The organism is Flavobacterium sp. LB2P53, assembly GCF_003970305.1.
GTDB lineage: Bacteria > Bacteroidota > Bacteroidia > Flavobacteriales > Flavobacteriaceae > Flavobacterium.
On sequence record NZ_RYDG01000002.1, the window covers coordinates 332,312 to 357,169 of the forward strand.

Annotated in this window: 19 protein-coding genes; 10 read left to right on the forward strand and 9 right to left on the reverse strand. The window is 36.7% G+C overall.

Annotated features, from left to right (window positions below):
- Positions 1–555 precede the first annotated feature (555 nt).
- From EKL95_RS03940 to EKL95_RS03950, 3 genes are read left to right on the forward strand one after another with little or no spacing between them, the layout of a single operon-like run.
- A complete protein-coding gene (locus tag EKL95_RS03940; RefSeq protein WP_126563590.1) occupies positions 556–3,393 on the forward strand; it encodes a carboxypeptidase-like regulatory domain-containing protein in 2,838 nt (945 codons plus the stop codon).
- Positions 3,394–3,403: 10 nt separating this feature from the next.
- Positions 3,404–4,759 (forward strand): DUF5689 domain-containing protein, encoded by a 1,356-nt coding sequence (locus tag EKL95_RS03945; protein WP_126561436.1) that lies wholly within the window; start codon positions 3,404–3,406, stop codon positions 4,757–4,759.
- Between the two features lie 60 nt (positions 4,760–4,819).
- Entirely contained in the window at positions 4,820–5,281 is a 462-nt protein-coding gene (locus EKL95_RS03950; RefSeq protein WP_126561437.1) for an FKBP-type peptidyl-prolyl cis-trans isomerase, read from the forward strand.
- A 326-nt stretch (positions 5,282–5,607) separates the two neighbouring features.
- Here EKL95_RS03950 and EKL95_RS03955 read toward each other — a convergent pair whose 3' ends face one another.
- Complete coding sequence (locus EKL95_RS03955) at positions 5,608–7,788, reverse strand: glycoside hydrolase family 97 protein (RefSeq protein ID WP_126563591.1); 2,181 nt, start codon at positions 7,786–7,788, stop codon at positions 5,608–5,610.
- Between the two features lie 713 nt (positions 7,789–8,501).
- Here EKL95_RS03955 and hflX point away from each other — a divergent pair.
- The gene (gene hflX, locus EKL95_RS03960; RefSeq protein ID WP_126456307.1) at positions 8,502–9,752 is read left to right on the forward strand and encodes a GTPase HflX; all 1,251 of its coding nucleotides are present in this window, start codon (positions 8,502–8,504) and stop codon (positions 9,750–9,752) included.
- Positions 9,753–9,978: 226 nt separating this feature from the next.
- On the opposite strand, the gene truB is transcribed toward hflX, so the two are convergent.
- The 4 genes from truB to EKL95_RS03980 form a co-directional block, all read right to left on the reverse strand.
- Positions 9,979–10,680: a tRNA pseudouridine(55) synthase TruB gene (gene truB, locus EKL95_RS03965; protein WP_126457614.1), complete on the reverse strand. Its 702-nt coding sequence runs from the start codon at positions 10,678–10,680 to the stop codon at positions 9,979–9,981.
- Between the two features lie 6 nt (positions 10,681–10,686).
- The gene (locus EKL95_RS03970; protein ID WP_126554004.1) at positions 10,687–11,496 is read right to left on the reverse strand and encodes an undecaprenyl-diphosphate phosphatase; all 810 of its coding nucleotides are present in this window, start codon (positions 11,494–11,496) and stop codon (positions 10,687–10,689) included.
- Positions 11,497–11,568: 72 nt separating this feature from the next.
- Positions 11,569–11,808 (reverse strand): DUF3098 domain-containing protein, encoded by a 240-nt coding sequence (locus EKL95_RS03975; RefSeq protein WP_126457612.1) that lies wholly within the window; start codon positions 11,806–11,808, stop codon positions 11,569–11,571.
- A gap of 71 nt (positions 11,809–11,879) precedes the next feature.
- Positions 11,880–12,755, reverse strand: coding sequence for a cell division protein FtsX (locus EKL95_RS03980; protein ID WP_126457611.1), 876 nt, complete (start codon positions 12,753–12,755; stop codon positions 11,880–11,882).
- 407 nt (positions 12,756–13,162) lie between these two features.
- On the opposite strand from EKL95_RS03980, the gene EKL95_RS03985 reads away from it, so the two are divergent.
- Together EKL95_RS03985 and EKL95_RS03990 are read left to right on the forward strand one after the other, a co-directional pair.
- A complete protein-coding gene (locus EKL95_RS03985) occupies positions 13,163–16,627 on the forward strand; it encodes a leucine--tRNA ligase (RefSeq protein WP_126563592.1) in 3,465 nt (1,154 codons plus the stop codon).
- Positions 16,628–16,782: 155 nt separating this feature from the next.
- Positions 16,783–17,469, forward strand: coding sequence for a zinc metallopeptidase (locus EKL95_RS03990; protein WP_199736773.1), 687 nt, complete (start codon positions 16,783–16,785; stop codon positions 17,467–17,469).
- Positions 17,470–17,636: 167 nt separating this feature from the next.
- Here the strand turns inward: EKL95_RS03990 and EKL95_RS03995 are convergent, their stop codons facing one another.
- From EKL95_RS03995 to EKL95_RS04005, 3 genes are all read right to left on the reverse strand, one after another.
- Positions 17,637–18,107: an Lrp/AsnC ligand binding domain-containing protein gene (locus EKL95_RS03995; protein ID WP_126457606.1), complete on the reverse strand. Its 471-nt coding sequence runs from the start codon at positions 18,105–18,107 to the stop codon at positions 17,637–17,639.
- Between the two features lie 280 nt (positions 18,108–18,387).
- Positions 18,388–19,137 carry a uroporphyrinogen-III synthase gene (locus tag EKL95_RS04000; protein ID WP_126457605.1) on the reverse strand — a complete coding sequence of 250 codons (750 nt, stop codon included), beginning with the start codon at positions 19,135–19,137 and terminating at the stop codon, positions 18,388–18,390.
- A 13-nt stretch (positions 19,138–19,150) separates the two neighbouring features.
- Positions 19,151–19,822 carry a DUF4271 domain-containing protein gene (locus tag EKL95_RS04005; RefSeq protein WP_126457604.1) on the reverse strand — a complete coding sequence of 224 codons (672 nt, stop codon included), beginning with the start codon at positions 19,820–19,822 and terminating at the stop codon, positions 19,151–19,153.
- A gap of 103 nt (positions 19,823–19,925) precedes the next feature.
- On the opposite strand from EKL95_RS04005, the gene EKL95_RS04010 reads away from it, so the two are divergent.
- The 3 genes from EKL95_RS04010 to EKL95_RS04020 are packed head-to-tail and all read left to right on the forward strand — an operon-like array spanning position 19,926 to position 22,459.
- Positions 19,926–20,651 (forward strand): polyprenol monophosphomannose synthase, encoded by a 726-nt coding sequence (locus tag EKL95_RS04010; RefSeq protein WP_126554000.1) that lies wholly within the window; start codon positions 19,926–19,928, stop codon positions 20,649–20,651.
- Positions 20,652–20,663: 12 nt separating this feature from the next.
- The gene (locus EKL95_RS04015) at positions 20,664–22,004 is read left to right on the forward strand and encodes a dihydroorotase (RefSeq protein WP_126457602.1); all 1,341 of its coding nucleotides are present in this window, start codon (positions 20,664–20,666) and stop codon (positions 22,002–22,004) included.
- An 11-nt stretch (positions 22,005–22,015) separates the two neighbouring features.
- On the forward strand, positions 22,016–22,459 hold the full coding sequence (locus EKL95_RS04020; protein ID WP_126561444.1) for a DUF4296 domain-containing protein: 444 nt from the start codon (positions 22,016–22,018) through the stop codon (positions 22,457–22,459).
- On the opposite strand, the gene EKL95_RS04025 is transcribed toward EKL95_RS04020, so the two are convergent.
- Positions 22,456–23,457 carry an NAD-dependent epimerase/dehydratase family protein gene (locus tag EKL95_RS04025; RefSeq protein WP_126563593.1) on the reverse strand — a complete coding sequence of 334 codons (1,002 nt, stop codon included), beginning with the start codon at positions 23,455–23,457 and terminating at the stop codon, positions 22,456–22,458. The genes EKL95_RS04020 and EKL95_RS04025 overlap by 4 nt on opposite strands.
- A 94-nt stretch (positions 23,458–23,551) precedes the next feature.
- On the opposite strand from EKL95_RS04025, the gene tyrS reads away from it, so the two are divergent.
- On the forward strand, positions 23,552–24,844 hold the full coding sequence (gene tyrS / locus EKL95_RS04030; RefSeq protein ID WP_126563594.1) for a tyrosine--tRNA ligase: 1,293 nt from the start codon (positions 23,552–23,554) through the stop codon (positions 24,842–24,844).
- The last annotated feature ends 14 nt before the right edge of the window (positions 24,845–24,858 follow it).

A 24,858-nucleotide genomic window follows, 5' to 3' on the forward strand; every position in this document is an offset into this window, starting at 1 on the left:
TGCAAAAATACTACTTTTAAGTTTTATCCCGAAGTTTCGGGGCAAATTTTAAAAGTTACCTAACAATTGGTGCGTTTTTAGACGCTTTTTCCGAAGAATAAAAAAACACTTTAACTTTTATCAGGCCTTCAAATCGATAAAATCGCTAGTATTGGAAGCAAAAACAACAGATAATATTTGAATAAATAAGCTTAGGATCGTTTGAAAAGAATGAAAATTTTCAACTAAAACCGCGATGTTTTTGTATGTTTTTTATTTTTAACCTAAAGAGTAATTTATTTATTGAAAATCAATATGTTAGTGTTTTTTTTGTACATTTAACATTATAATTCGTTCGTGACAACAGGCTGAATTTTAAATACCACTTTTTTCAGCATTATAGTAGTAAGGTTTTATACTCTTTTTCCAAAATTCATTTTTAATTGTTTTCAAAGTTATTCCCTTTCGGATGACGCTTTCTATGTTTTAGTTCAACCGTTGCAATTCATTGTAACGGTTGAACTTTTTATTGGAATTTATAATTTTTATTAAATAGAACCCTCATCGTTTGAATATATGAATAATTTTTACATAGCTTTCTTTTTCATGGTTCAACTGGGATGCATTACGGCACAAAATAACACAGGCTTTTTTGGAAAAATCATCGATTCAAAAACGCAAATTTCGTTAGGTTTTGTGGTTGTCAGTGTTCAAAACACGACTTTAATGCAACTCACTAAAACGGATGGTAATTTCAGTTTTGATACCGTTCCCACAGGAAATATTTTGCTTCTGGTACACAGTCAGGGTTTCAAAGATGGCTTGTATCCCGTTGAAATTACCGAAGGACAAATGCTGGATTTGGGAACCATATCTTTAGAACAAGACCAATCCATAGAGCAGCAAAACAGTATCATCACACTTATTGAAAGTGATTTTGGCGATGACAACAGCAGTTCCGAAAGTACTTCCGGACTCTTGCAATCCTCCCGAGATGCTTTTTTGCAAGCTGCCGCTTTCAACTGGGGACAAGCTCGTTTTAGAGTTCGGGGATTAGACAGCGAACATTCCACAATGATGATCAATGGCGTTTCCATGAATAAAATTTATGACGGCAGACCGCAATGGGGTGCATGGGGCGGATTGAATGACGCGCTACGTAATCAGGAATTTACCCTGGGAACTGCCCCTTCGGATTATACGTTTGGGGGTATTTTAGGGACACAGGAAATCAATACGCGAGCCTCTATTTACAGACCAGGTTCTCGAATTTCATTTTCTGGGACCAATACCAATTACAGTTGGCGCACCATGGCTACGCATGCTTCCGGAATGAATTCCCGTGGCTGGGCTTTTGTAGTTTCGGCAGGAAAGCGCTGGGCGCAAGAAGGGTATTTTGAAGGCAGCAGTTATGATGCGAATTCCTTTTTTATAAGTCTCGAAAAAAAAGTAGGCGAGAAGCATTCGTTGAATCTCACGGCACTGTACACCCCGAATTCCAGAGCCAAAAATTCCCCTAATACAGCTGAAGTTACCCAATTGACAAACGTAAAATACAATTCGTATTGGGGTTTTCAAGAGAATGAAAAAAGAAATGCCCGCATCAAAACCATTGAAGAACCCATGATAATGCTGAATCATTATTTTAAAATCAATGATAAAACCAATTTGAATTCGAGTGTGACGTATCAATTTGGAACAATTGCCAACAGCAACATCGATTATCAAAATGCGAATAGTCCTGATCCAACGTATTATCGAAATATGCCCAGTTATTACAGCTCTCTTTATGCGCCTGATAATGGAGAATTCTCGGGTGCATTTACTCCGGATTATGAAAATGCAGAAAAAAGTAAAGCGGAATTTTTAGCCAATTCGCAAATCGATTGGACGGCATTGTACCAAGCCAATCAAAATCCAGTTTTGGATGCTAATGGAACAATTACGGGCTACGAACCCACAAAAAGCAAGTATGTTTTGTATGAAGATCAAGTAGAAGATCAGACAGCGGTGGCCACAACAAATTTGAGTGCGGAACTGTCGGAAAATATTTTTTTGAATGCAGGAGCATCTTTCAAAAAACTAAAATCGCATAATTCACAAAAATTGTTGGACTTGCTTGGCGGTTCCTATTTTGAAGATATCGATGCTTTTTATAGTGGAAATCAATCCCAGTCTGATTTGAATAGTCCCGACCGTCAAGTAGTTGTTGGGGATACGTACGGATACAACTATAATTATTTTGCCAATACTGTAGAAGCGTTTACCCAATTCAAATTCACCTACAACAAAGCGGATTTTTATCTGGCTCAGTATTTTTCTACCGCCAATTATCAAAGGGAAGGTCTGTACAAAAACGGAATTTATGAAACCAATTCCTTCGGGAAAAGCGAAAAAATAGCATTTGAAAATTTTGGCTTCAAAGCCGGATTCAATTTCAAAACCTCCGGCAAACAGCTGGTGACTTTTAATGCGGCACATTTAACCAAAGCACCCTCTTTGAAAAATACGTTTGCGAATTCCCGATTGAATAATGCGATTGTAGACGGAATTGAAAGTGAGAACATCAGCAGTTTGGACGCCAGTTACATCTATCGTTCCCCAAAACTCAAAGCCAGATTAACAGCGTATTATTCCTTAATTAAAAATGCGACTCAAATTTCCTTTTTTTATGCCGAAGGAATTTTTGATGATGGCTCCGGTTATTTAAATACCGATGCTTTTGTGAGTCAGACATTAACACAATTGAATAAGAAAAATGTAGGGGCCGAATTCAGTTTGGAATATCAATTAAGCCAAACATTTAAAACCACTTTTTCGGCCGCTTTCGGGGAATATACGTATGACAGTAATCCAAGAGTGACTTTGACAAACGATGCTGAAGCAACTCCAGAAAATACCAGTCCGGTTTTTGATTTTGGAACGGCTTCCCTCAAAAATTATAAGCAAGCGGGAATGCCACAACGCGCGTGTTCCGTGGGAATTGAATATCGAGATCCAAAATATTGGTGGATTAGCGCCAATGTAAATTACCTCACCAACAGTTATATTGATATTTCTCCTATTTCCAGAACCGAAATATTTTATAAAAATCCCGCAAGCGGTTTCAATTTTCCAGAGGCAACGGAGGAACGGGCAGCAGTACTTATAAAACAAGAAAAATTTGATCCAACGATGTTGCTCAACCTTGTGGGTGGAAAATCATGGAGAATTTACGGAAAGAATGTCGGGATTTTTGCCAGCATCAATAATGTGCTCGATGTTACCTATAAAACGGGTGGTTATGAACAAGCCCGAAATGCAAATTTCAGACAAATTAATCAAGATGTTTCCAGTGGCACGCCTTCTTTTGGGCCAAAATATTTTTACGGATACGGAAGAACGTATTTTGTCAATCTTTATATCAATTTATAAATTAAAGCACATGAAATCAATATTTTGCAAACCGGTTCTATTTTTACTGTTGACAATCACTTTCAGCAGTTGCGTAACGGATGAGGTTGTGGCTCCAAAACTCATTTGCACCCAGCCGGATTTAGTTGTAAATAAAACAGTTAACGAAGTTCATGCTGTTGCGAATGCCATTGTAACACAGTACAAATACGAGGATGTCATCGAGGCGTATGTGGTTTCCAGCGATGAATCGGGAAATTTTTTCAAGTCGATTTCCTTTCAGACTTTGGCAACAGCCACAACGCCAGCCATAGGATTTAGCGTTCCTGTGGATGCTACCAACTTGTATATTGACTATAGATTGGGCAATAAAGTATATATAAAATTGAAAGATCAATATACGGATATTTCATTTGGCGGGATGCGTATCGGAAGTATTTTTGTGAATTCCTATAATGAAGGTGGCGTGGGGCGACTTTCACAAAATGAGTATAAAAAAGTGTTGAATGCGTCGTGTAGGAATGTAAAGGAGGAGGTTTTGGTTCGGTCGTTAACCATGGCGGAACTGCTGAATGATTCTAATTTGAATACGTTGGTCGAATTGTCTGATGTTCAGTTTTCAGCTTTGGCCATAGGGCGTCATTATTTTGAGGAAACCAATAATGTGGGCGGTGCGACAAATTGGGGATTAGTAGATAAATTAGGCAATCAAGTCTATTTTAGAACGAGTAGTTTTTCTGATTTTTCGACTAAAGTTGTTCCCGAAGGAAGCGGAAAAGTAAGGGGAATTTTGACAAAATACGGAACGGATTACCAATTATTGCCGCGTTCCGAAAAAGATGTGGTGATGACCGGAAGCAGAGCTGTTCCTTTTTTCTCCCAAGATTTTGAAAAAGTTGTCGATAAGTCGAATTTGAGTCTTCCCGGCTGGGCAAATATGGTTCAAAAAGGAACACTTTTCTGGAAAGGCACCGTTTATTCCGGTAACGGGTATGCCGAGTTTGCCATTAGCGGAACTAAAGTTGTTTCGAATGTGGCTTGGTTGATTTCGCCAAAAATTGACATGGATGTTCATACGAAAGAAGTCCTTACTTTTAGAAGCGCTCAGCATCATTTAGACGTTGATTCCCAGTTAAATTCCTTGGAAGTGTATGCTTCCAGTAATTTTGACGGATTGAATTTTGCAACTGCCACTTGGATTCCCTTAATGGTTAATTTGCCCAAACAAGCCACGCCTTGGTATCAATTTGTAGGAAGTGGCGCAGTAGATTTATCTGCATTCCAAGGTAAAATCAGCATTGCTTTTAAATATACAGGCTCCGGAAAAAACCTGGCTTTGGATGGCGCTTTTCAAGTAGATGACGTCCAGATTTTTGGTGATAAATAATTTTTATAAAAGACTTTGCTTGAATTACTATATTTGCAGCATTAACGTTTAAATTAAATTATGAAATCTACTTTATTAGCCCTAATTTCTTTATTATTTGTTTCTTGTTTATCGGATAACGAAGCATCTAAACCTGTTGATTACACGGTTCAAAACGAAAAAGAAATCGTGGATTACATTGCGAAAAATAAATTGACTGCCACAAAAACCGATTCAGGATTGTATTATGTGGTTAATGAAGCGGGAACTGGCGCTCAACCAACAGCTTCATCTAATGTAACAGTAGCCTACAAAGGATATTTTACTAATGGAAATGTTTTTGATCAAAGTGATGCTTCAGGCATTTCATTTGGTTTGAACCAAGTGATAAAAGGATGGACAGAAGGTATTCCCTTTTTTAAAGAAGGAGGAAACGGAGTTCTTTTAATTCCTTCTCATCTGGGTTATGGAAGCAACGGTAGTGGACCTATTCCAGCAGGATCTGTTCTTGTTTTCAATGTTAAACTGATCAAAGTAAATTAGTTAAAGAGAAAGATAAAACTAAAAAAGGCTGTCTAGATTTTCTAGGCAGCCTTTTCTGTTTTATGAATTTATGTGGTAGAATGAATTACAATACACGGATTATTATTATGAACTCGTTGGGTGTAATTAAAGAAAATTTCAATTAATCTTTAATAAAAAATTTGAACCGCATAGAGACATAGAAAAAAGAGTAAGATAGCCTAATTCTTGGGTTCACATAGCTATGGTTTTCTAGGAAAAAGTGAAACGCATTACGGAATTTTAAAATCTATATTTCTATGTGGTTAAAAAATTAAACAAATTGAATTACACCCAACGGCTTATTATTATTTAATTTCAACGATGCTTATCGCATAACCTCCACCGGGCGCACTGAGTTGTGCCAGTTTTGATTTGTTAGTCACCGTCATTTTACGAATCGTATAGGCTTGTGGATTGGTTTTATAATGTGCCTCTTTTGCATCAGCATAAATAGTGGCAACATATTTTTTTCCTTTTTCCAAAAAATCAAATTTGATGGTTGATGTACGAGAAGTATCGCCATTTACATTACCAATAAACCAATTGTTCGTCACTTTTGCTTTACGCGCAACAGTAACATATTGACCAGGTTCTGCTTCAAGGTATTTGCTGTCAGACCAATCTACGGCTACATCTTTGATGAACTGAAAAGCATCAGGAAAGCGATCGTAATTTTCCGGTGTATCGGCTGCCATTTGCAACGGGCTGTACATCGTTACGTACAATGCCAATTGATTTGCAATCGTACTGTTGACATGGGAATTATTATCTGGATTCAATTTGCTTAAATCCATTTCAAAAATCCCAGGAGTATAATCCATCGGTCCGCCTACTAAACGGGTAAAAGGCAACACTGTCACGTGATTGGGTTTAGAACCACCAAAAGCTTGGTATTCTGTTCCTCTTGCTGCTTCGTTACCAATTAAATTGGGATAGGTTCTTGAAATTCCCGTTGGACGAACCGCTTCGTGAGCATTCAACATAATTTTATATTCGGCTGCTTTTTCCAAAGCATATTGAAAGTGATTGACAATCCATTGGCTGTAGTGGTTTTCGCCTCTTGGCATAATATCACCTACATAACCACTTTTTACAGCATCGTATCCATTGTCTTTCATAAACTGATACGCTTTATCCATGTGGCGCTCATAGTTACGCACAGATCCTGAAGTTTCATGGTGCATCATCATTTTAATACCTTTTGATTTGGCATATTCATGCAATCCTTTGACATCAAAATCAGGGTATGGCGTCAGAAAATCAAAAACATAATCTTTCGAGTGTCCAAACCAGTCTTCCCAACCTTCATTCCAGCCTTCTACTAAAACGGCATCAAAACCGTGTTTAGCTGCAAAATCAATGTATTTTTTTACATTAGTGTTGTTGGCACCGTGTTTTCCATTTGGTTTCGCTTTTGAAAAATCAGAAACGCCAAGTTGTACCGTTGGAAATTCATCCGTATACGCCCAAGAACTTTTTCCGGTGATCATTTCCCACCAAACACCTACATATTTAACGGGTTTTATCCATGATGTATCTTCAATTTTGCTTGGGTCATTTAAGTTCAATGTCATTTTTGAAGCCAGAATTTCTCTTGCGTCATCACTAACAATTATTGTACGCCAAGGCGAATGATTTGGGGCCTGCATGTATCCTTTGTCTCCTTTGGCATCTGGTGTTAACCAAGATTCGAATACCATATTTTTATCATCTAGATTCAAATGCATGCACGAATAATTGATTAATGCTGCTTCATGTAGATTGATATACAATCCATCTGCTGTTTTTAGCATTAGCGAAGTCTGTACTCCTGTTGTAGAAAAAGACTTTTGAGAAACATTTGCGGTAGTTGCTTTTTCTGATAAGCCTCGGATTTCCGATAATTTTGATGTGGTGTAATCGTATTCTTGAGTGTCATAATCACCCGGAATCCAAAATGCAGTATGATCTCCTGTCATGGCAAACTGAGTTCTTTCTTCTTTAATTACAAAATAAGTAAGGTTTTTTTGCGAAGGAAATTCATAACGAAATCCTAAACCATCGTCAAACAAACGGAAACGAATCACAATCTTTCTGTCTGTTTCTTTTTGATTTAAGGTTACTGCCAATTCGTTATAATGATTGCGAATGGAAGCTACTTCTCCCCAAACGGGTTTCCAGTTTTCATCAAAAGTAGCTGTTTGGGTATCTGTTATCGTGAAATTATTTAACAACGAATTTTTATCAAAAAGCAATTTTTTTTCAGCGGGATTAGTACTATATGTCAAATCAAACAACATTGTTTTTTTGTCGCTTTTTAGTTCGAGACCCAGTTTACTAGGTTTTATAACGACGTTATTTTTGTAGCTCAAAGTGTAACTTGGAGTGCCGTCACTTAACAATGAAAAATCCATTGTGAATTTTTGGTTGGGTGATTTTAATTGTTGTGCCGCAACGTTACTCAAGAACGTTAAAGTGAATAGTAGTGAAAAAAGATAATGCTTCATTTTTATTGAATATAAATTACTAATTGATTTTTGGTTTTATAATTCGGCTTGATTTTTACGAGATCGTTTTATTTAAAACAGTAACAAAATTGTAGTTATCGCTGCAATTTCTTAAAAAGTAAAAGTAAACTCTTTATTGTTTATTTCACACTCTTTCCAGTGGAATAAAATTTGGAATGATGTACTGTTTTGTTCAATTTAATTGATAGTAAGTCAAAATTAGCGCCTAAACTGTTTTCAAATGATGCACTTTATTAAAATAGAACTAACATTTAATGTGTGCGAGGCAAGAATAAAAATTTTAAAAATAACTGCAAATTCGGCAAATTTTTGTCGCTACGAATTATCCTAATTTTCACTGATTTTTTTGAAATCAAATGGTGATTTGTGGCAAAATTTTTCTTTAGAAATAATCATTACGACCCGCTGATAAAAAAGATTTGGCAGATACTCACAGATTATTTATCGCTAAGAGAAAAAATCCGTTTAATCTGTGCTAATCTGTGGCAAAACTTTTCTCGTTCTGGAGTTAAATAGCAGTTTCATCTGGAGAAATACACGGCTGAATTTATTTTATTCGCAGGAAAACATTTCAACAGTATAATTTTCGGATCGACCAAAAAACTATCATTATTCACGGCTACTAATTTTTTATAAACCCAGAACTCAATAAGTCCCTGACAAATCATTAAATTTGTAACTTATTCAAAAATATGTTAGAAAAAGAAGTAATAAATTTCGAAAAGACGGCTATAGTTGGTATTGTAACTCAAAACCAAAGTGAAGAGAAGCTGCGCGAATATCTTGACGAATTAGAGTTTTTGACTTTTACCGCAGGAGGGCAAGTGGTGAAACGTTTTTCGCAAAAAATGGAACGTCCTAATCCCAAGACTTTTGTTGGTACCGGAAAAATTGAAGAGATTCATCTTTTTGTAAAAGAAAATGATATCTCGACTTTGGTATTTGATGATGAATTATCGCCTTCACAACAAAAAAATATATCTAAAATCATAACGGAATGTAAAATTCTGGACAGAACGCACCTTATCTTGGATATTTTTGCGCAACGTGCTGAAACTTCGTACGCCAGAACGCAAGTAGAATTAGCGCAATGTCAATATTTATTACCAAGGCTTTCCGGAATGTGGACGCACCTTGAACGCCAAAAAGGGGGAATTGGAATGCGTGGACCTGGAGAAACCGAGATTGAAACCGACAGACGTATTGTTCGTGACCGAATCGCGTTATTGAAAGAAAAAATAAAAACCATCGACAAGCAAATGGGTGTGCAGCGCGGCAATCGTGGCGCTATGGTTCGTGTGGCTTTGGTGGGATATACTAATGTGGGGAAATCAACCTTGATGAATGCCGTTGGTAAAAGTGATGTTTTTGTAGAGAATAAACTTTTTGCTACGCTGGACACCACCGTCCGAAAAGTAGTTATTAAAAACCTTCCTTTCTTGCTTTCGGATACGGTAGGATTTATCAGGAAATTGCCAACACAACTGGTTGATTCTTTCAAAAGTACGCTGGATGAGGTTCGCGAAGCGGATTTGTTATTGCACGTAGTTGATATTTCGCATCCTGAATTTGAAGATCATATTGCATCCGTAAACCAAACTTTATTGGATATTAAGGCAAATGACAAACCGGTAATTATGGTTTTCAATAAAATTGATGCTTACCAGCATTTGACTATTGACGAAGATGATTTAATGACCGAAAAAACGCCAAGACATTATACGCTGGAAGAATGGAAATCGACTTGGATGAGCAGAGTAGGCGAGCAAAATGCGTTATTTATTTCGGCTACTAACAAGGAAAATTTTGAGGAATTCAGAGAACGTGTTTATGAAGCCGTACGTCACATTCACATTACCCGTTTTCCGTACAATAAGTTTTTATATCCGGATTATAAAGACGCGGTGGAGAAAGAAGACAAAGACGCGGAAGAAATGGAATAATTTTCTCCAAAACATAAAATAAACCAATCCCTTTTGAAGTTTTAAGAGGGATTTTTTTTGGGCATGCCCAGCTGTATCAGGTTGTACGCTGCACAACAAGTTCTCATAAAACGTGGCTGAACGAAGTAATTAAAAAAAGATATAATTAGGGATGAATTAATTTGGAAATTATTCTCGTTTTAAAAAAGCAACTAAGAATGTTGTTAGGGTTGAAAGTCTCAAAACACTAATTATTGGAGTCTAAATTATTTTCAAAAACAGTAACAGCTACACCATTCTTTACATCATAATCGCCAATTTTGGTTCGGCGTAAAGCCGTTAAGTGCGAACCAGAACCCATGGCTTTTCCAAAATCAAATGCCAAGGAACGAATGTAAGTTCCTTTGCTGCAAACTACTCTAAAGTCTATTTCAGGAAGTGCAATTCTGGTAATTTCAAATTCGTGAATCGTTGTTTTTCTGGTGGCAATTTCAACAGTTTCTCCTGCTCTGGCATGTTCATACAAGCGCACGCCATCTTTTTTTATAGCCGAATAAATAGGGGGTTTTTGATCTATTTCGCCTAGAAACTGTTTTATGGTATCATGGATTAAAGCATCATCAATATGATCTGTCGAGAAAGTTTGATCGATCTCCGTTTCTAAATCATACGAAGGCGTAGTCGCTCCAATGTAAAAAGTTCCGGTATATTCTTTGGCTTGACCCTGAAGTTCAGTGATTCTTTTGGTGAATTTTCCGGTACAAACTAACAGTAATCCGGTTGCCAAAGGGTCTAACGTTCCAGCGTGACCTATCTTGAATTTTTTTGGCAGATTCAGTTTAGTGATTAATGCCCATTTCAATTTATTCACCGCCTGAAAAGAAGTCCAGTTCAAAGGTTTGTCAATCAGTAAAATTTGTCCGTTTTGGTAATCTTCGGCTGTCTTCAAAGGAAATTATTTAAAGTATGAAAAGTAGATCAATAAAAAGATACCTACAATTATTCGGTACCAGCCCCATGGTTTGAAACCATATTTTTTGATAATTTCAATAAAAAATTTAATTGCTATAATGGCAACGATAAAAGCCACGACATTACCAATCAGGAATAATTGGATGTTTTCGTTAGACTTTAAAATCAATTCGTAGCCTTTCATTTGTGAAGTTTCGTAGGTTTTCAAGAACACAGAATAGCATGTTACCGCCATCATTGTTGGCACGGCCAAAAAGAAAGAGAATTCTGCCGCAGCATGCCGCGTTAATCCTTGTTGCATTCCCCCAATTATCGAGGCAGCGGAACGACTTGTCCCCGGCATCATGGCTAAACATTGCCAGAAACCAATAATTACAGCTTTTTTTACAGTAATATCTTCTTCTTGAATGATAGTGGGGCTTTGAAAACGACTGTCAATAAAAAGCAGAATTACACCTCCTATAATTAACACCACCGCTATAGGGATAGGATCACCCAAAATAGCTTCAATTTTATCGTCAAATAATTTTCCTAAAACCAAAGCAGGAATTACGGCACAAATGAGTTTAATGTAAAAATTGAATTTGGAGAAATCGAAGAATTTTTTCCAGTACAATACCACGACAGCTAAAATAGCTCCAAACTGAATAGAAACCTGAAAAAGCTTCACAAAATCATCTTCTTGAATTCCAAAATAGGAACTTAGGAAAACCATGTGTGCTGTGGATGAAACGGGCAAATATTCTGTTAATCCTTCGATTATGGCAATTAAAAAAGCTTGTAATGTATTCATTATAGCGTGATCAGTGTTCTGTTTTTAGTAGTCTGTTAATCAGTATTGTAACTTGTAATGCGTCACTGTTTGTTATTTTTTTGGGTTTTTAAGAATGGCATATACAGTAATGCCAAAACCAATTAAAACAGTTGTTGGCGCAAGTCGAATTCTTCTAAAATTGAAGATGTCTTCGCTAAATACATTTGGATCATCACTTCCTCCGCCGGCCATTAGAATAAATCCCAAGGCAATTACACCAATCCCGATTAAGAGAATTTTATAATTTATTTTGTCAAAAAGAAATTCTGGTTTGTGGTTGTTGTTTTCCATTTTATGAGATTGATTTAAACGCTGAATGGTGAGAATTTGAGTAAACAAATAGCCAAATAAACGAGTAAAAATTAATATAAATCGTCTGTTCTTAAATTCAAGAACCGTTGTGTTGCAAAATGCGTGCTTAACCAGGTAATTAAAATACCAATTCCTAGAACACTCAATAAAACAAGTCCAATTAATGCTTTGTCTTCTAATATGCCAAGATTTGGAAAACTGGTTTCTATATAAATCAGTACACCAGTCAAGGCTATTATGGCTAAAAAAGCTCCAATCATGCCCAGTTTTATACTTCGCATTACAAAAGGTTTTCTGATAAATGATTTGGTAGCACCTACCATTTGCATGGTCTTAATGATGAATCTGTTAGAATGTATGGACAAACGCAACGAACTATTGATCAGTAATACGGCAATAAAAGATAAAAAACCGCTGATTATCAAAATCCACATGCTTACTTTTTTGATGTTGTCGTTCACCAGATTTACTAATTGTTTGTCATACACAATATCGGAAATCATAGCGTTTTTGCGTAAGCTAGCTTCAATTTTTGTTATGCTGTCCTTTACTACATAATCTCCTTTCAGGTGAATGTCATACGAGTTTTGCAACGGGTTTTCTCCCAGAAATACCAGGAAATCCTCCCCAATAATATCGGTATGTTGTTTTGCTGCAGCTTCTTTGGTTACATAATCGTATGATTTTACAAAGTGACTTGCTTTTAATTCAGTTCCAAAAGCTTTTAATATCGTGTCATTGGCTTCGTTTTTGAAAAAAACGGTCATGGCAATATTTTCTTTGAAATCGTTCGCTAATTTTTTAGAATTTATAATGAAAAGACCCAATATTCCAAGTAGAAACAAGACCAAGAATACACTTAGCACTACTGAGAAATAAGAGGAAATTAAACGACGTTTTTGGAAATTATCAAAGGAAGAACTCATAGTTTACTGAAATTATTGGGTAAAAATAACAAAGAATTTCTTTATTTAAAGTTAATAACGCTCAAAGTTTCAACTTTCGTACAATAAACGTAAATTTGCCACCTAAAAATAGTCATCGTAATAAAAGGTAGAACCTCAGTTGCTCATTTGTTCAGAACCTTATAAAAAGGACTTGAGTGCGCGACAGCATGACTCCATTAAAAAACAATAAAAAAGAGGAATGACTTGAGTGCGCGACAGCATGACTCCATTAAAAAACAATAAAAAAGAGGAATGACTTGAGTGCGCGACAGCATGACTCCATTAAAAAACAATAAAAAAGAGGAATGACTGAAAAAACAATAAAAAAGAGGAATGACTTGAGTGCGCGACAGCATGACTCCATTAAAAAACAATAAAAAAGAGGAATGAAATACAATCCGAACGAAATAGAGACCAAATGGCAGCAATATTGGTTAGAAAACCAAACATTTAAAGCCGAAAACAACTCAGAAAAACCTAAATATTACGTACTGGATATGTTTCCGTATCCATCTGGAGCGGGATTGCATGTTGGGCATCCGCTGGGATACATTGCCTCAGATGTGTATTCTAGATACAAAAGACACCAAGGTTTTAATGTGTTGCACCCTATGGGCTATGACAGTTTTGGTTTGCCTGCTGAGCAATATGCCATACAGACTGGTCAGCGTCCTGAGGATACTACTTCGGTAAATATTGACGGCGGAACGGATAAAGAAGGAAATAAAATTGCAGGATACAGAAAGCAATTGGACAAAATTGGATTCTCTTTCGATTGGAGTCGAGAAGTGCGTACTTCAAATCCCGATTATTACAAACACACACAATGGATTTTCATTCAATTATTCAATTCATGGTACAATAAAAACAGCGACAAAGCCGAAGATATTTCGACTTTGGTTTCGATTTTCCAAAAAGAAGGAAATGCAAAAGTCAATGCGGTTTGCGATGAAAATAGTGAAGTTTTTTTAGCAAATGAATGGAACGCTTTCGCAAAAGAGCAACAGGAGCGAATTTTATTGCAATACAGATTGACCTATTTGGCCGAGACTGAAGTAAACTGGTGTCCGGGATTGGGAACGGTTTTAGCAAATGACGAAATCGTAAATGGTGTTTCAGAGCGTGGCGGTTTTACAGTGGTGCGCAAGAAAATGACACAATGGAGCATGCGAATTTCGGCTTATGCAGAACGTTTGTTACAAGGCTTAAACGATATTGACTGGAGCGAAAGCATTAAGGAAAGTCAGAGAAACTGGATTGGGAAAAGTGTTGGGGCGATGGTAACCTTTAATCTCCTCCCCCCAGCCCCTTCCAAAAGAGGGGGAGCCGAGCCTGGGTACATGACAGGGGATTCTCAGAATGCTAAACATTTATTGGTTAGTGCCAAGGAAATGCGAAAAGAACCAACATTTGCTGAAGCGTTATTGTGGGATGCTGTTCGGAATAAAAAATTAGACAGTAAGTTTAGAAGACAACATTTAATTGGTAATTACATTGCTGATTTTGTTTGTTTGGAAAGTAGATTGGTTGTTGAAGTTGATGGAGAATATCATAATACTCCTGAACAAATAGAACTTGATGAAGAAAGGACTTTTGAATTAGAACAAAAACACAGATTCAAAGTTATTCGATTTTCAAATGATGAGGTAAAAAAAGATATTGAAGCAGTTTTGTCTAAAATTCAAACTGAATTAAATAATAGAAAACGAGAAGATATTACGAATTCAGCTTCGGCTCCCTCCCCTTCGGGGAGGGTTGGGGTGGGGATTTTCACCACTCGGCCCGACACCATTTTTGGAGTTACATTCATGACTTTGGCTCCAGAGCATCCTTTGGTTCAAGAAATAACAACTGAGGAACAAAAAGCGGCAGTCAATGCATATATCGAAAAAACGTCAAAACGTTCTGAAAGAGAACGTATGGCTGATGTCAAAACCATTTCGGGCGTTTTCACTGGAGCGTATGCCGAACATCCGTTCACGAAAGAACCAATTCCGGTTTGGATTGGGGATTATGTTTTGGCAGGTTACGGGACAGGTGCGGTTATGGCGGTTCCTTGTGGCGACGAAAGAGATTATGCTTTTGCGAATTTCTTCAAAGGTCAAAACGGAATGCAGGAAATCATAAACATTTTCGCGAATGTCGATATTTCTGAGGTTGCATACGGTTCGAAAGACAATGTAATTATCGCCAATTCTGATTTCCTAAACGGACTGACATACAAAGAAGCAACTAAAAAAGCGATAGAAGAATTAGAAAAACTAAACCAAGGAAAAGGAAAAATCAATTACCGTTTGCGTGATGCTGTTTTCTCGCGCCAGCGCTATTGGGGAGAGCCGTTTCCGGTATATTATGTGAATGGCTTGCCGCAAATGATTGCAGCAAAACATTTACCAATCATCTTGCCGGAAGTAGAGAAATACTTACCAACCGAAGACGGGCAACCGCCTTTAGGTAACGCTTTGGTTTGGGCTTGGGACAGTGTAAATAATAAAGTGGTTTCGAATGAGCTTCTCTCCCCTCCTTCGGAGGGGTTGGGGGAGGAAACTATATTCCCATTAGAATTGAACACGATGCCAGGTTGGGCGGGAAGTTCATGGTATTGGATGCGTTATATGGATGCGCAGAACGAAAGCGAATTTGCAAGTAAAGACGCATTGGCATATTGGGAAAGCGTAGATTTATATATTGGCGGAAGCGAACATGCCACCGGACATTTATTGTATTCTCGTTTTTGGAACAAATTCCTAAAAGATAAAGGTTTTGCACCAACTGAAGAACCGTTCAAAAAATTGATCAATCAAGGGATGATTTTGGGAATGAGTGCGTTTGTGTATAGAGTGATGTGGGGCGTTATTGGTAATCCAGATGTATTTGACGAAAGTCAATTACCTAATATATTCGTTTCTAAAAATATTGATAAAAACACTTTGAAAAAGGAACTTCAAAGTGTTTTGAATAAATTATTTGGTTTAGATAATGTTATGCTTCGTGATGGAGAAATAGATTTAAATCAAATTCACGCTGATGTTTCATTGGTTAATTCTTCTGATGAATTAGATATTGAAAGATTCAAAGCTTGGAGAGAAGATTATGCAGATGCGGAATTTATTTTAGATGAAAACGGAAAATACATTGTAGGTCGCGAAATCGAAAAAATGTCGAAATCCAAATACAATGTAGTAACGCCAGACGATATTTGTAACGAATATGGAGCTGATACATTGCGTTTGTATGAAATGTTCTTAGGACCATTGGAACAAGCAAAACCTTGGAATACAGCAGGAATATCAGGAGTTTTTGGTTTCTTGAAAAAATTATGGCGTTTGTATCATACTGGACCAGATGACTCTTTCTACGTTTCTGACTCCCCTTCTTCGGAGGGGTTGGGGGAGAATCTAAAATCATTGCACAAAACTATCAAAAAAGTGGCAGAAGATATTGAAGGGTTCTCTTTTAATACATCGGTTTCACAATTTATGATTTGTGTGAATGAATTGTCAACGCAGAATTGTCATTCTCGTGCAATCTTGGAGCCTTTAGCGATTGTGATTTCGCCGTATGCACCACACATCGCCGAAGAATTATGGTCGTTGCTAGGAAATAAAGGTTCGATTGCAACAGTTGCTTTTCCTGTTTTTGAAGCTAAATATTTAGTAGAAAGTGAAAAGGAATATCCGGTTTCTTTCAATGGAAAAATGCGTTTCACGATGGTTTTGCCTTTGGATTTAACCAAGGAGCAAATCGAGAAAATTGTAATGAAAGATGAAAGAACTATCAAACAATTAGAAGGAAGAACGCCAAACAAGGTAATAATTGTTCCGGGAAAAATTATTAATTTAGTGGGGTAAATTTTTAACAAACATACTAATCCGTATAAATCTGCGCATATCCTTTTCATCCGCGTAATCTGCGTTCCATTTTTAGGAATGCCAAATTGACGCAATAAAAAAATGGTTCAAAATTTGATGTTTTATTTTAAACAATACAATTAAAAAACAAAAATATGGGAATGGGTTATTTGATTCTTGCCGGAGCAATCATGCTTTTCAGCTGGTTAGTTAGTTCAAGACTAAAAAGCAAATTTGAACATTATTCTAAATTGCAATTGCAAAACGGATTGTCCGGTGCTGAAATCGCCGAGAAAATGCTTGCCGATAATGGGATTCGGGATGTACGAGTAATCTCTACACCGGGGCGTTTGACGGATCATTATAATCCATCTGACAAAACTGTGAATTTAAGCGAGGCCGTTTACAACCAAAGAAATGCGGCTGCGGCAGCTGTTGCGGCTCACGAATGTGGACATGCGGTGCAACACGCTGTAGGGTATCAGTGGCTGACAATGCGATCTAAATTAGTGCCGGTGGTAAATGTAGCCTCTACGTATATGCAGTGGATCTTGCTAGGAGGAATCTTGATGATGAAGACTTTTCCGCAATTACTACTGGTGGGAATTATCATTTTTGCAGCAACTACTTTATTTTCTATAGTTACTTTGCCGGTCGAATATGATGCGAGTAATCGGGCGTTGGCTTGGTTAGAAAATAAAAGGATGCTGACACAACAAGAACAAGCGGGAGCCAAAGATTCGCTTAAATGGGCTGCTAGAACGTATGTTGTGGCTGCTTTAGGATCCATCGCTACACTCTTGTATTATGTTTCGATTTATATGGGAGGAAGAAGGAATTAGATGTTTGCTAAAAAAATACAAATCCGTCTTGTGTAAGAACAAGACGGATTTTTTTGCCTCTAATTCATCTCGACGGAGAAGAAATCTCATCAAGTTATTCAGAGTATGTGATTTATCCTACGCAGAAATAACAAAGTTCATGGAGTCACAAAGGGATAAAAGTGGTGCTACAATTGAATTTGTCTTTCAATTTGTTGGTCCAAAGAAATAAAAGTTTCTGTTCTGGAAACGCCTTCTATCGCTTGGATTTTGGTATTGAGTAATTGCATTAAATGTTCGTTATCTCGACAAATTATTTTAATAAGAATAGACCAGTTTCCTGTCGTATAATGGCATTCTAGTACTTCAGGAATTTTTTTTAGATCACGTACCGCCTCTGGATTTCTAGCCGCCTTGTCCAGATAAATTCCAACAAAAGCCATCGTGTTATAGCCCAAAATTTTATTGTTTACCGTAAATTTTGATCCCGAAATAACGCCGGATTGTTCCAGTTTTCGCAAACGTTGATGAATCGCAGCTCCGGAAATTCCAATTTTATTGGCGATTTGAAGAATTGGCTTTCGGGCATCTTCCATCAAGTCGCGCAAGATTTCTTTATCGATACCGTCAATTTCTACTACTAGTGAATTGATTTTCATAGGTTGTTGTTTTAAACTAAACTATTAAATTTAGTTTGAATTGAAAATCAAATTTAAAAAAAAAACGATTAAATTTAGTATTTGTTGAGTTTTATGTGATATTGAGCGCAGTCTGGATGCTAAAATGATTTTCGATTGTGCTCGAACTGACAGTAGTACTAATTTATATGTATCAGTAATACACGATAAAGAACCACAACGGAATTTTAGATTTTGTATTATCAAAAAAGCCATTCGGATTGCGAATGACTTTTTTGATTTTATTTCGAAAAGTAATTTTTTATTTTCCTTTGTTGGCTTCCATAACATATTTCTCTAAAGCCATTGTCATCGAGGGAGTTTCCGGGGTTGGCGCAAGAATATCGATTCTTAAGCCATGATCCAAAGCTTCTTTTTGGGTGGTACTGCCAAAAACAGCAATTCGAGTATTGTTTTGTTCAAATTCCGGAAAATTCATGAACAATGATTTTATTCCGGTTGGACTAAAGAAGGCCAAAACATCATAATATACATCGGCTAAATCAGACAAATCGCTCATCACTGTTTTGTAAAAAATAGCGGGAGTCCAGTCTACTTTTAAGGCGTCCAGCGTTATTGGAGCATCCGCATTGAGTTGATCTGAAGCAGGTAATAAGAATTTTTCGTCTTTGTATTTTTTAATCAGTGGGGATAAATCGGCAAAGTCTTTTGGTCCAACGTAAATTTTCCGTTTTCGATATACCACATATTTTTGCAGGTAAAAAGCGACTGCTTCTGATTGGCAGAAATATTTTAATCCCTCGGGTACTTTAAATCGCATTTCTTCGGCCACTCTGAAAAAGTGGTCTACTGCATTTCTACTGGTTAAAATAATTGCGGTGTAATGATTAAGATCAATTTTTTGAAGGCGGATCTCTTTTGCATTAACTCCTTCTACATGAATAAAAGGCCTGAAATCAATTTTTACTTTATGCTTTTGTTGAAGTTCAAAGTATGGGGAATTTTCCACTTTAGGCTCTGGTTGTGATACCAAAATTGTTTTCACTTTCATATTTTAACGTTTTCTAAGCACTCCCTTTTGTGAACCAATAATACATGAAATAATAGGGAGCTATTTCGAGAGCGCAAAGATATAAAATAAAATAAAACAACTTACCGATTATTAAATTTTGATAATTTTTTATTGAAATAAAATAAGTTATAACATTGATTGTCAATATAATGCCTATAATTAATAATGGAATATTTATTGAGATTGTGTCGTTATAAAACAAAATAATATTGAATGGCAGTATGATTAATCCAATATAGGTCCTGTAAGTTACCTTTTGAAGGTTGAACTGCTCCATAAATTCTTCAATATTGAATGAGGTTGCAATTATTTTTTCGATTAAATACTTTGCTAAAACGAAGAAGATCAAGAACGTAAATATTTGAATATAAAGCAACCAGTCCGTTTTTGAAACAGGGCCAAAATAGCTCAATGCAATTTGGATGAAGAACGCAAGGGAGATGATTTGAACCAAAAATAAAGCAACAGTGAATCCGCTTTTGAGATGACTGCTGTCACGGTATACTTTGGTGTATTTATTGGAGAAAATAAGGTTCGCAAAATCACCAAAACGATTTTCGAAAATGGATCTAGTAATAGCAATAATAGCAAATGACAGCACAAAAAGTACGGTCGCCCAGTCTTTGTTCTCTGTTATTCTTGGATGAAGTATGGTTTCTATCATAACAGTGCAAAATTACTAATTTTTATGCCATTCTTTTTATTATAATTTTATTAAGGATCAAGTGGCATAAAAAGTTTACTTTTGCGGTGAAATTAGCCTAAATATGAATGATTGTATTGTTATAATTCCTACCTATAACGAAATTGAAAATATAGAAAGCATTATCCGATCGGTGCTTTCTCAACACAAACCCTTTCATGTGCTTATTATTGATGATAATTCACCAGATCACACTGCTGATAAGGTTGTTTTGCTTCAGAGAGAATTTGCAGGCAGGTTGTTTTTAGAGAAAAGAAAAAAGAAATCAGGTTTGGGAACGGCTTATGTACATGGATTCAGATGGGCATTGGAGCGCCGATATGAATATATTTTTGAAATGGATGCCGATTTTTCTCATAATCCCAATGATTTAGAAAAATTGTACAGTGCCTGTCATTTTGGGGATGCTGATTTAGCAATTGGATCTAGATATGTAACCGGTGTCAATGTAGTGAACTGGCCTTTAAGCCGGGTGCTAATGTCATATTTTGCCTCTGTTTATGTGCGCATGATTACCGGAATGAAAATTCATGATGCTACCGCTGGGTTTGTCTGTTACAAAAGAAAAGTTTTAGAAGAAATCCATTTAAATTCCATTAAATTCGTTGGGTATGCCTTTCAAATTGAAATGAAATATAGAACATATTGTAAGAATTTTCAAATCGTAGAGGTTCCAATTATTTTCACTGATAGAACCAAGGGGCAATCCAAAATGAGTAATTCAATAATTATTGAAGCCGTTTTTGGAGTTATTTCGCTTAGATTAAAAAGACTTTTCAATACATTATAAGAAAAAAATACGATGAACAGGGTTTTAATAAAGAATGCCAAAATAGTAAATGAAGGAGTCATTTTTGAAGGTGATTTGTTAATTGAGAATGACCTTATTGTTGAAATTGCAGAAAGCATCAGCGCTAAATCCTCTGAATGTAAAATCATTGATGCCGAGGGAAATTATTTAATTCCCGGAGCCATTGATGATCAGGTGCATTTTAGAGAGCCAGGACTCACGCACAAAGGCGACATCGAATCCGAATCTAAAGCCGCAATTGCGGGGGGAATTACGTCCTTTATTGAACAGCCGAACACGGTTCCGAATGCGGTTACCCAAGAAATATTAGAACAAAAATACGAGTTGGCTGCCCAAAAATCGTATGCGAATTATTCGTTTATGATGGGTGCAACCAATGATAATTTAGAAGAGGTTCTAAAAACAAATCCAAAGAATGTTGCCGGAATCAAAATATTTTTAGGATCCTCAACGGGAAATATGCTGGTGGATAATGAAGCCACATTAGAAAAAATATTTTCCAGTACACCACTGCTTATCGCGGTACATTGCGAGGATGAAACGACTATCCAAAATAATTTAGCAAAATACAAAGCAGAGTATGGAGAAGATGTTCCCATTACCGCACATCACCTGATCCGCAGTGAGGAAGCGTGTTATATTTCGTCTTCCAAAGCGGTTGCGCTGGCAAAGAAAACAGGAGCGCGTTTGCATGTTTTTCACCTTTCAACTGCTAAAGAAATGGATTTGTTTACCAATAAAATTCCATTGGAAGACAAGAAAATCACAGCTGAGGTTTGTATCCATCATTTGTGGTTTACCAATGATGATTATGCAACCAAAGGCAATCTGATCAAGTGGAATCCCGCGGTAAAAACTGCGAATGACCGGAAAGTGCTTTGGGAAGCCTTGCTGGATGATAGAATCGATGTGATTGCCACAGATCATGCGCCACACACATTAAAAGAAAAAAAACAATCGTATTTGAATGCGCCTTCCGGTGGGCCTCTGGTTCAACACGCTGTTGTGGCTATGTTTGAAGCCTTTCATCAAGGTAAAATTAGCGTGGAGAAAATTGTGGAAAAAATGTGTCATAATCCGGCAAAGATTTTCAAAATAGAAAAACGTGGTTTCATTAAAGAAGGCTATTATGCGGATTTAGTGATCGTAAATTCAGGTTTGCCGTGGAGTGTTAAGAAAGAAAATATTATGGCTAAATGTGGGTGGTCACCATTTGAAGGTTTTACTTTTAAGTCCAGAATTACCCATACTTTTGTAAATGGACAATTAGTATATAACGCATTTAAGGTAAAAGACATTCGTGTGGGCAAACGGTTGTTGTTTGAAAGATAAATTTTTGATAAATGAAAAAAATTATAGCATTTTTAGCGATCGGGACTCTCTTATTAGGTTGTAAAGAGGAAGTAGTCAAAAAACCGGAACGGCTTATTGATAAAGACGTTATGATAAATGTGATGTATGATTTGTCTGTTTTAGAAGCGATAAAATACCAAAATCCAGCCTCCCTGGACACGTTCAAAATAAATCCTACACAATATATTTATAAAAAATATAAAATTGACAGCCTGCAGTTTGCCAAAAGTAATATTTATTATGCGTCCGATTATGAGGGTTACAAAGTGATGTTTGAGCAAATGACCCAACGATTGGAGGATAACAAAAAACAAGTTGATTCTTTACTTACCATAGATAAAAAGAAAAAGAAATCCCTTCTTTTGAAAAAGAAAAAAACGCCTGTAATTGTTAAGGATACTTCGCGATTAAAACAGAATGAAGCGCCCTTTTAAAGCGCTGAAATGTCTTTTATGTAGTCGGTGATATTTGTAAAATCTGTTTTTAATCTGTTTTTAATCTTTTCATTGGAATACCTGTTTTTCGAGTAGGAAGCTTTTGCGGTAGCGTGCGATAATTTTCTCTTTTGTTGAAAAATAGTAGAAACGCACCAATCCAATCTCCAGAGAATTTCCATGAAAAAGGGTTTTGTATGAGTTTCAGGTCGTTTCACGCCCAATGCATCCGCCATAATATTCAGGATGTCCCGGTAAACACTGTTTTCTGCAATCAAGGTAAAGCGTTCATTCTTGATTTCGCTTTGCATCAATTGATGCGCAATTCGGACCACATCAGTAACTGCAACAAATCCGGTTGAACCTAGCGTGTAAAATTGCAGTCCCTTTTTTACTTTCGTAAAAAGTTGTCCGCTTCCTTGCTCCCAATCCCGAAACTTCGGGACAGGCCCGAGAATGATGCCTGGATTTACAATTATCACATCTAAACCTTCTTGTTGTCCGCGCCAGATTTCCATTTCGGCACCATATTTAGAAATAGCATAATCAGTATGGTACTTTTCCGGATTCCATTCGGTTTCTTCGGTGATGAATTTTTCATGAGGCAGCAAATCACCCAAAGTGGCAATGGAACTTACAAAACACAGTTTTTTTATTTTATAAGCGATACAAAAATTCACAATATTTGCGGTGCCTTCAATGTTTGTTTTTCGCAAAGCATCTTCATCTTTTGGATCAAAAGAAATCAAAGCGGCACAATGGTAGACGGAATCAATATTCTGGAAGGCGATTTCTAACGAAGGGATTTCGGTAATATCTGCGAGAATCCATTCGATTTGCTCGAATAACGATTCCTTTTTGTAGATGACAAATAGGGATTTCGTTTTCTCCATCGAGACGGCACTTCGATAAATAGCACGTACTTTTTTACCATTATCAATTAAATGAAGCAATAAATGTGCGCCTACTAAACCCGTTCCTCCTGTGACTAAAATCATGCTACGAAAATACGAATAATTTTTTTCGAATAACCTATTAAACAAATAACCGAATCCACAATAAATTTTATCTTTGTGGAAATTGATTAAAAAGATGAAGAATTTTATTGAAGAAGTAACTTGGAGAGGAATGCTCCACGATGTTATGCCCGGCACAGAAGAACATTTGATGGAACAAATGCGTGTGGCGTATGTGGGAATTGACCCAACTGCCGATTCATTGCATATAGGACATTTGGTGGGTGTGATGTTGTTGAAACATTTTCAACTATCGGGACATAAACCATTAGCGTTAGTGGGTGGTGCAACAGGAATGATTGGTGATCCGTCCGGAAAATCAAATGAAAGAAATTTATTGGACGAAGCGACCTTGCGTCACAATCAAGAAGCGATAAAAGGACAATTGGCTCGTTTTCTGGATTTTACTTCCGATGCGCCAAATGCGGCGGAATTAGTGAATAATTACGATTGGATGAAGAATTTTTCTTTTCTCGATTTCATTCGGGATATTGGAAAGCACATTACGGTAAATTATATGATGTCCAAAGATTCTGTGAAGAAACGTTTGTCTTCTGAAGCTGCCGAAGGAATGTCATTTACTGAGTTTACGTACCAATTGGTTCAAGGGTATGACTTTTTGCATTTGTACAGAGAAAAGAATTGTACGTTGCAAATGGGTGGAAGTGACCAATGGGGAAATATCACCACGGGAACTGAATTAGTGCGTAGAATAGCGAGTGGAAAAGCGTATGCATTGACTTGTCCGTTGATTACAAAAGCGGATGGAACCAAGTTTGGAAAATCTGAAGGAGGAAATATTTGGTTGGATGCCGTTAGAACTTCTCCTTATAAATTTTACCAATATTGGTTGAACACTTCGGATGTTGATGCGGAGAAATACATTAAGATTTTTACTTTTTTATCCAAAGATGAAATTGAGGTTTTAACTGAAAAACATAAAGAAGCACCGCATTTACGTTTGTTACAAAAACGTTTGGCCGAAGAAACTACGGTATTGGTACATTCAGCAGAAGACTTAGAAAACGCCATAAAAGCATCGAATATTTTGTTCGGAAATTCTACTTCAGATGATTTGAAGCAATTGGACGAAGCTACTTTCTTAGATGTTTTTGATGGTGTTCCTCAAGCAGAAATCAGCAGAGCCGAGATTGAATCAGGAATCAATATTGTTGATGTTCTAAACGAAAAAACAGGATTTCTAAAATCGAATGGCGAAGCAAGACGCGCTTTGACAGCTAATTCTATTTCAGTAAATAAAGAAAAAGTAACCGAAGAATTCTCGCTTTCGAACAAAGATTTAATCAACAATCAATTTGTATTATTGCAAAGCGGTAAGAAAAATTATTTTGTGCTTCGGGTTAAATAATTGTATAACTTTAC

Bases quoted from the DNA above. Each gene is read 5' to 3' on its own strand.
- EKL95_RS03940 (WP_126563590.1), top strand. From the start codon at position 556: ATGAATAATTTTTACATAGCTTTCTTTTTCATGGTTCAACTGGGATGC.
- EKL95_RS03945 (WP_126561436.1), top strand. From the start codon at position 3,404: ATGAAATCAATATTTTGCAAACCGGTTCTATTTTTACTGTTGACAATC.
- EKL95_RS03950 (WP_126561437.1), top strand. From the start codon at position 4,820: ATGAAATCTACTTTATTAGCCCTAATTTCTTTATTATTTGTTTCTTGT.
- EKL95_RS03955 (WP_126563591.1), bottom strand. From the start codon at position 7,788: ATGAAGCATTATCTTTTTTCACTACTATTCACTTTAACGTTCTTGAGT.
- hflX (WP_126456307.1), top strand. From the start codon at position 8,502: ATGTTAGAAAAAGAAGTAATAAATTTCGAAAAGACGGCTATAGTTGGT.
- EKL95_RS03970 (WP_126554004.1), bottom strand. From the start codon at position 11,496: ATGAATACATTACAAGCTTTTTTAATTGCCATAATCGAAGGATTAACA.
- EKL95_RS03975 (WP_126457612.1), bottom strand. From the start codon at position 11,808: ATGGAAAACAACAACCACAAACCAGAATTTCTTTTTGACAAAATAAAT.
- EKL95_RS03980 (WP_126457611.1), bottom strand. From the start codon at position 12,755: ATGAGTTCTTCCTTTGATAATTTCCAAAAACGTCGTTTAATTTCCTCT.
- EKL95_RS03985 (WP_126563592.1), top strand. From the start codon at position 13,163: ATGAAATACAATCCGAACGAAATAGAGACCAAATGGCAGCAATATTGG.
- EKL95_RS03990 (WP_199736773.1), top strand. From the start codon at position 16,783: ATGGGAATGGGTTATTTGATTCTTGCCGGAGCAATCATGCTTTTCAGC.
- EKL95_RS03995 (WP_126457606.1), bottom strand. From the start codon at position 18,107: ATGAAAATCAATTCACTAGTAGTAGAAATTGACGGTATCGATAAAGAA.
- EKL95_RS04000 (WP_126457605.1), bottom strand. From the start codon at position 19,137: ATGAAAGTGAAAACAATTTTGGTATCACAACCAGAGCCTAAAGTGGAA.
- EKL95_RS04005 (WP_126457604.1), bottom strand. From the start codon at position 19,822: ATGATAGAAACCATACTTCATCCAAGAATAACAGAGAACAAAGACTGG.
- EKL95_RS04010 (WP_126554000.1), top strand. From the start codon at position 19,926: ATGAATGATTGTATTGTTATAATTCCTACCTATAACGAAATTGAAAAT.
- EKL95_RS04015 (WP_126457602.1), top strand. From the start codon at position 20,664: ATGAACAGGGTTTTAATAAAGAATGCCAAAATAGTAAATGAAGGAGTC.
- EKL95_RS04020 (WP_126561444.1), top strand. From the start codon at position 22,016: ATGAAAAAAATTATAGCATTTTTAGCGATCGGGACTCTCTTATTAGGT.
- EKL95_RS04025 (WP_126563593.1), bottom strand. From the start codon at position 23,457: ATGATTTTAGTCACAGGAGGAACGGGTTTAGTAGGCGCACATTTATTG.
- tyrS (WP_126563594.1), top strand. From the start codon at position 23,552: ATGAAGAATTTTATTGAAGAAGTAACTTGGAGAGGAATGCTCCACGAT.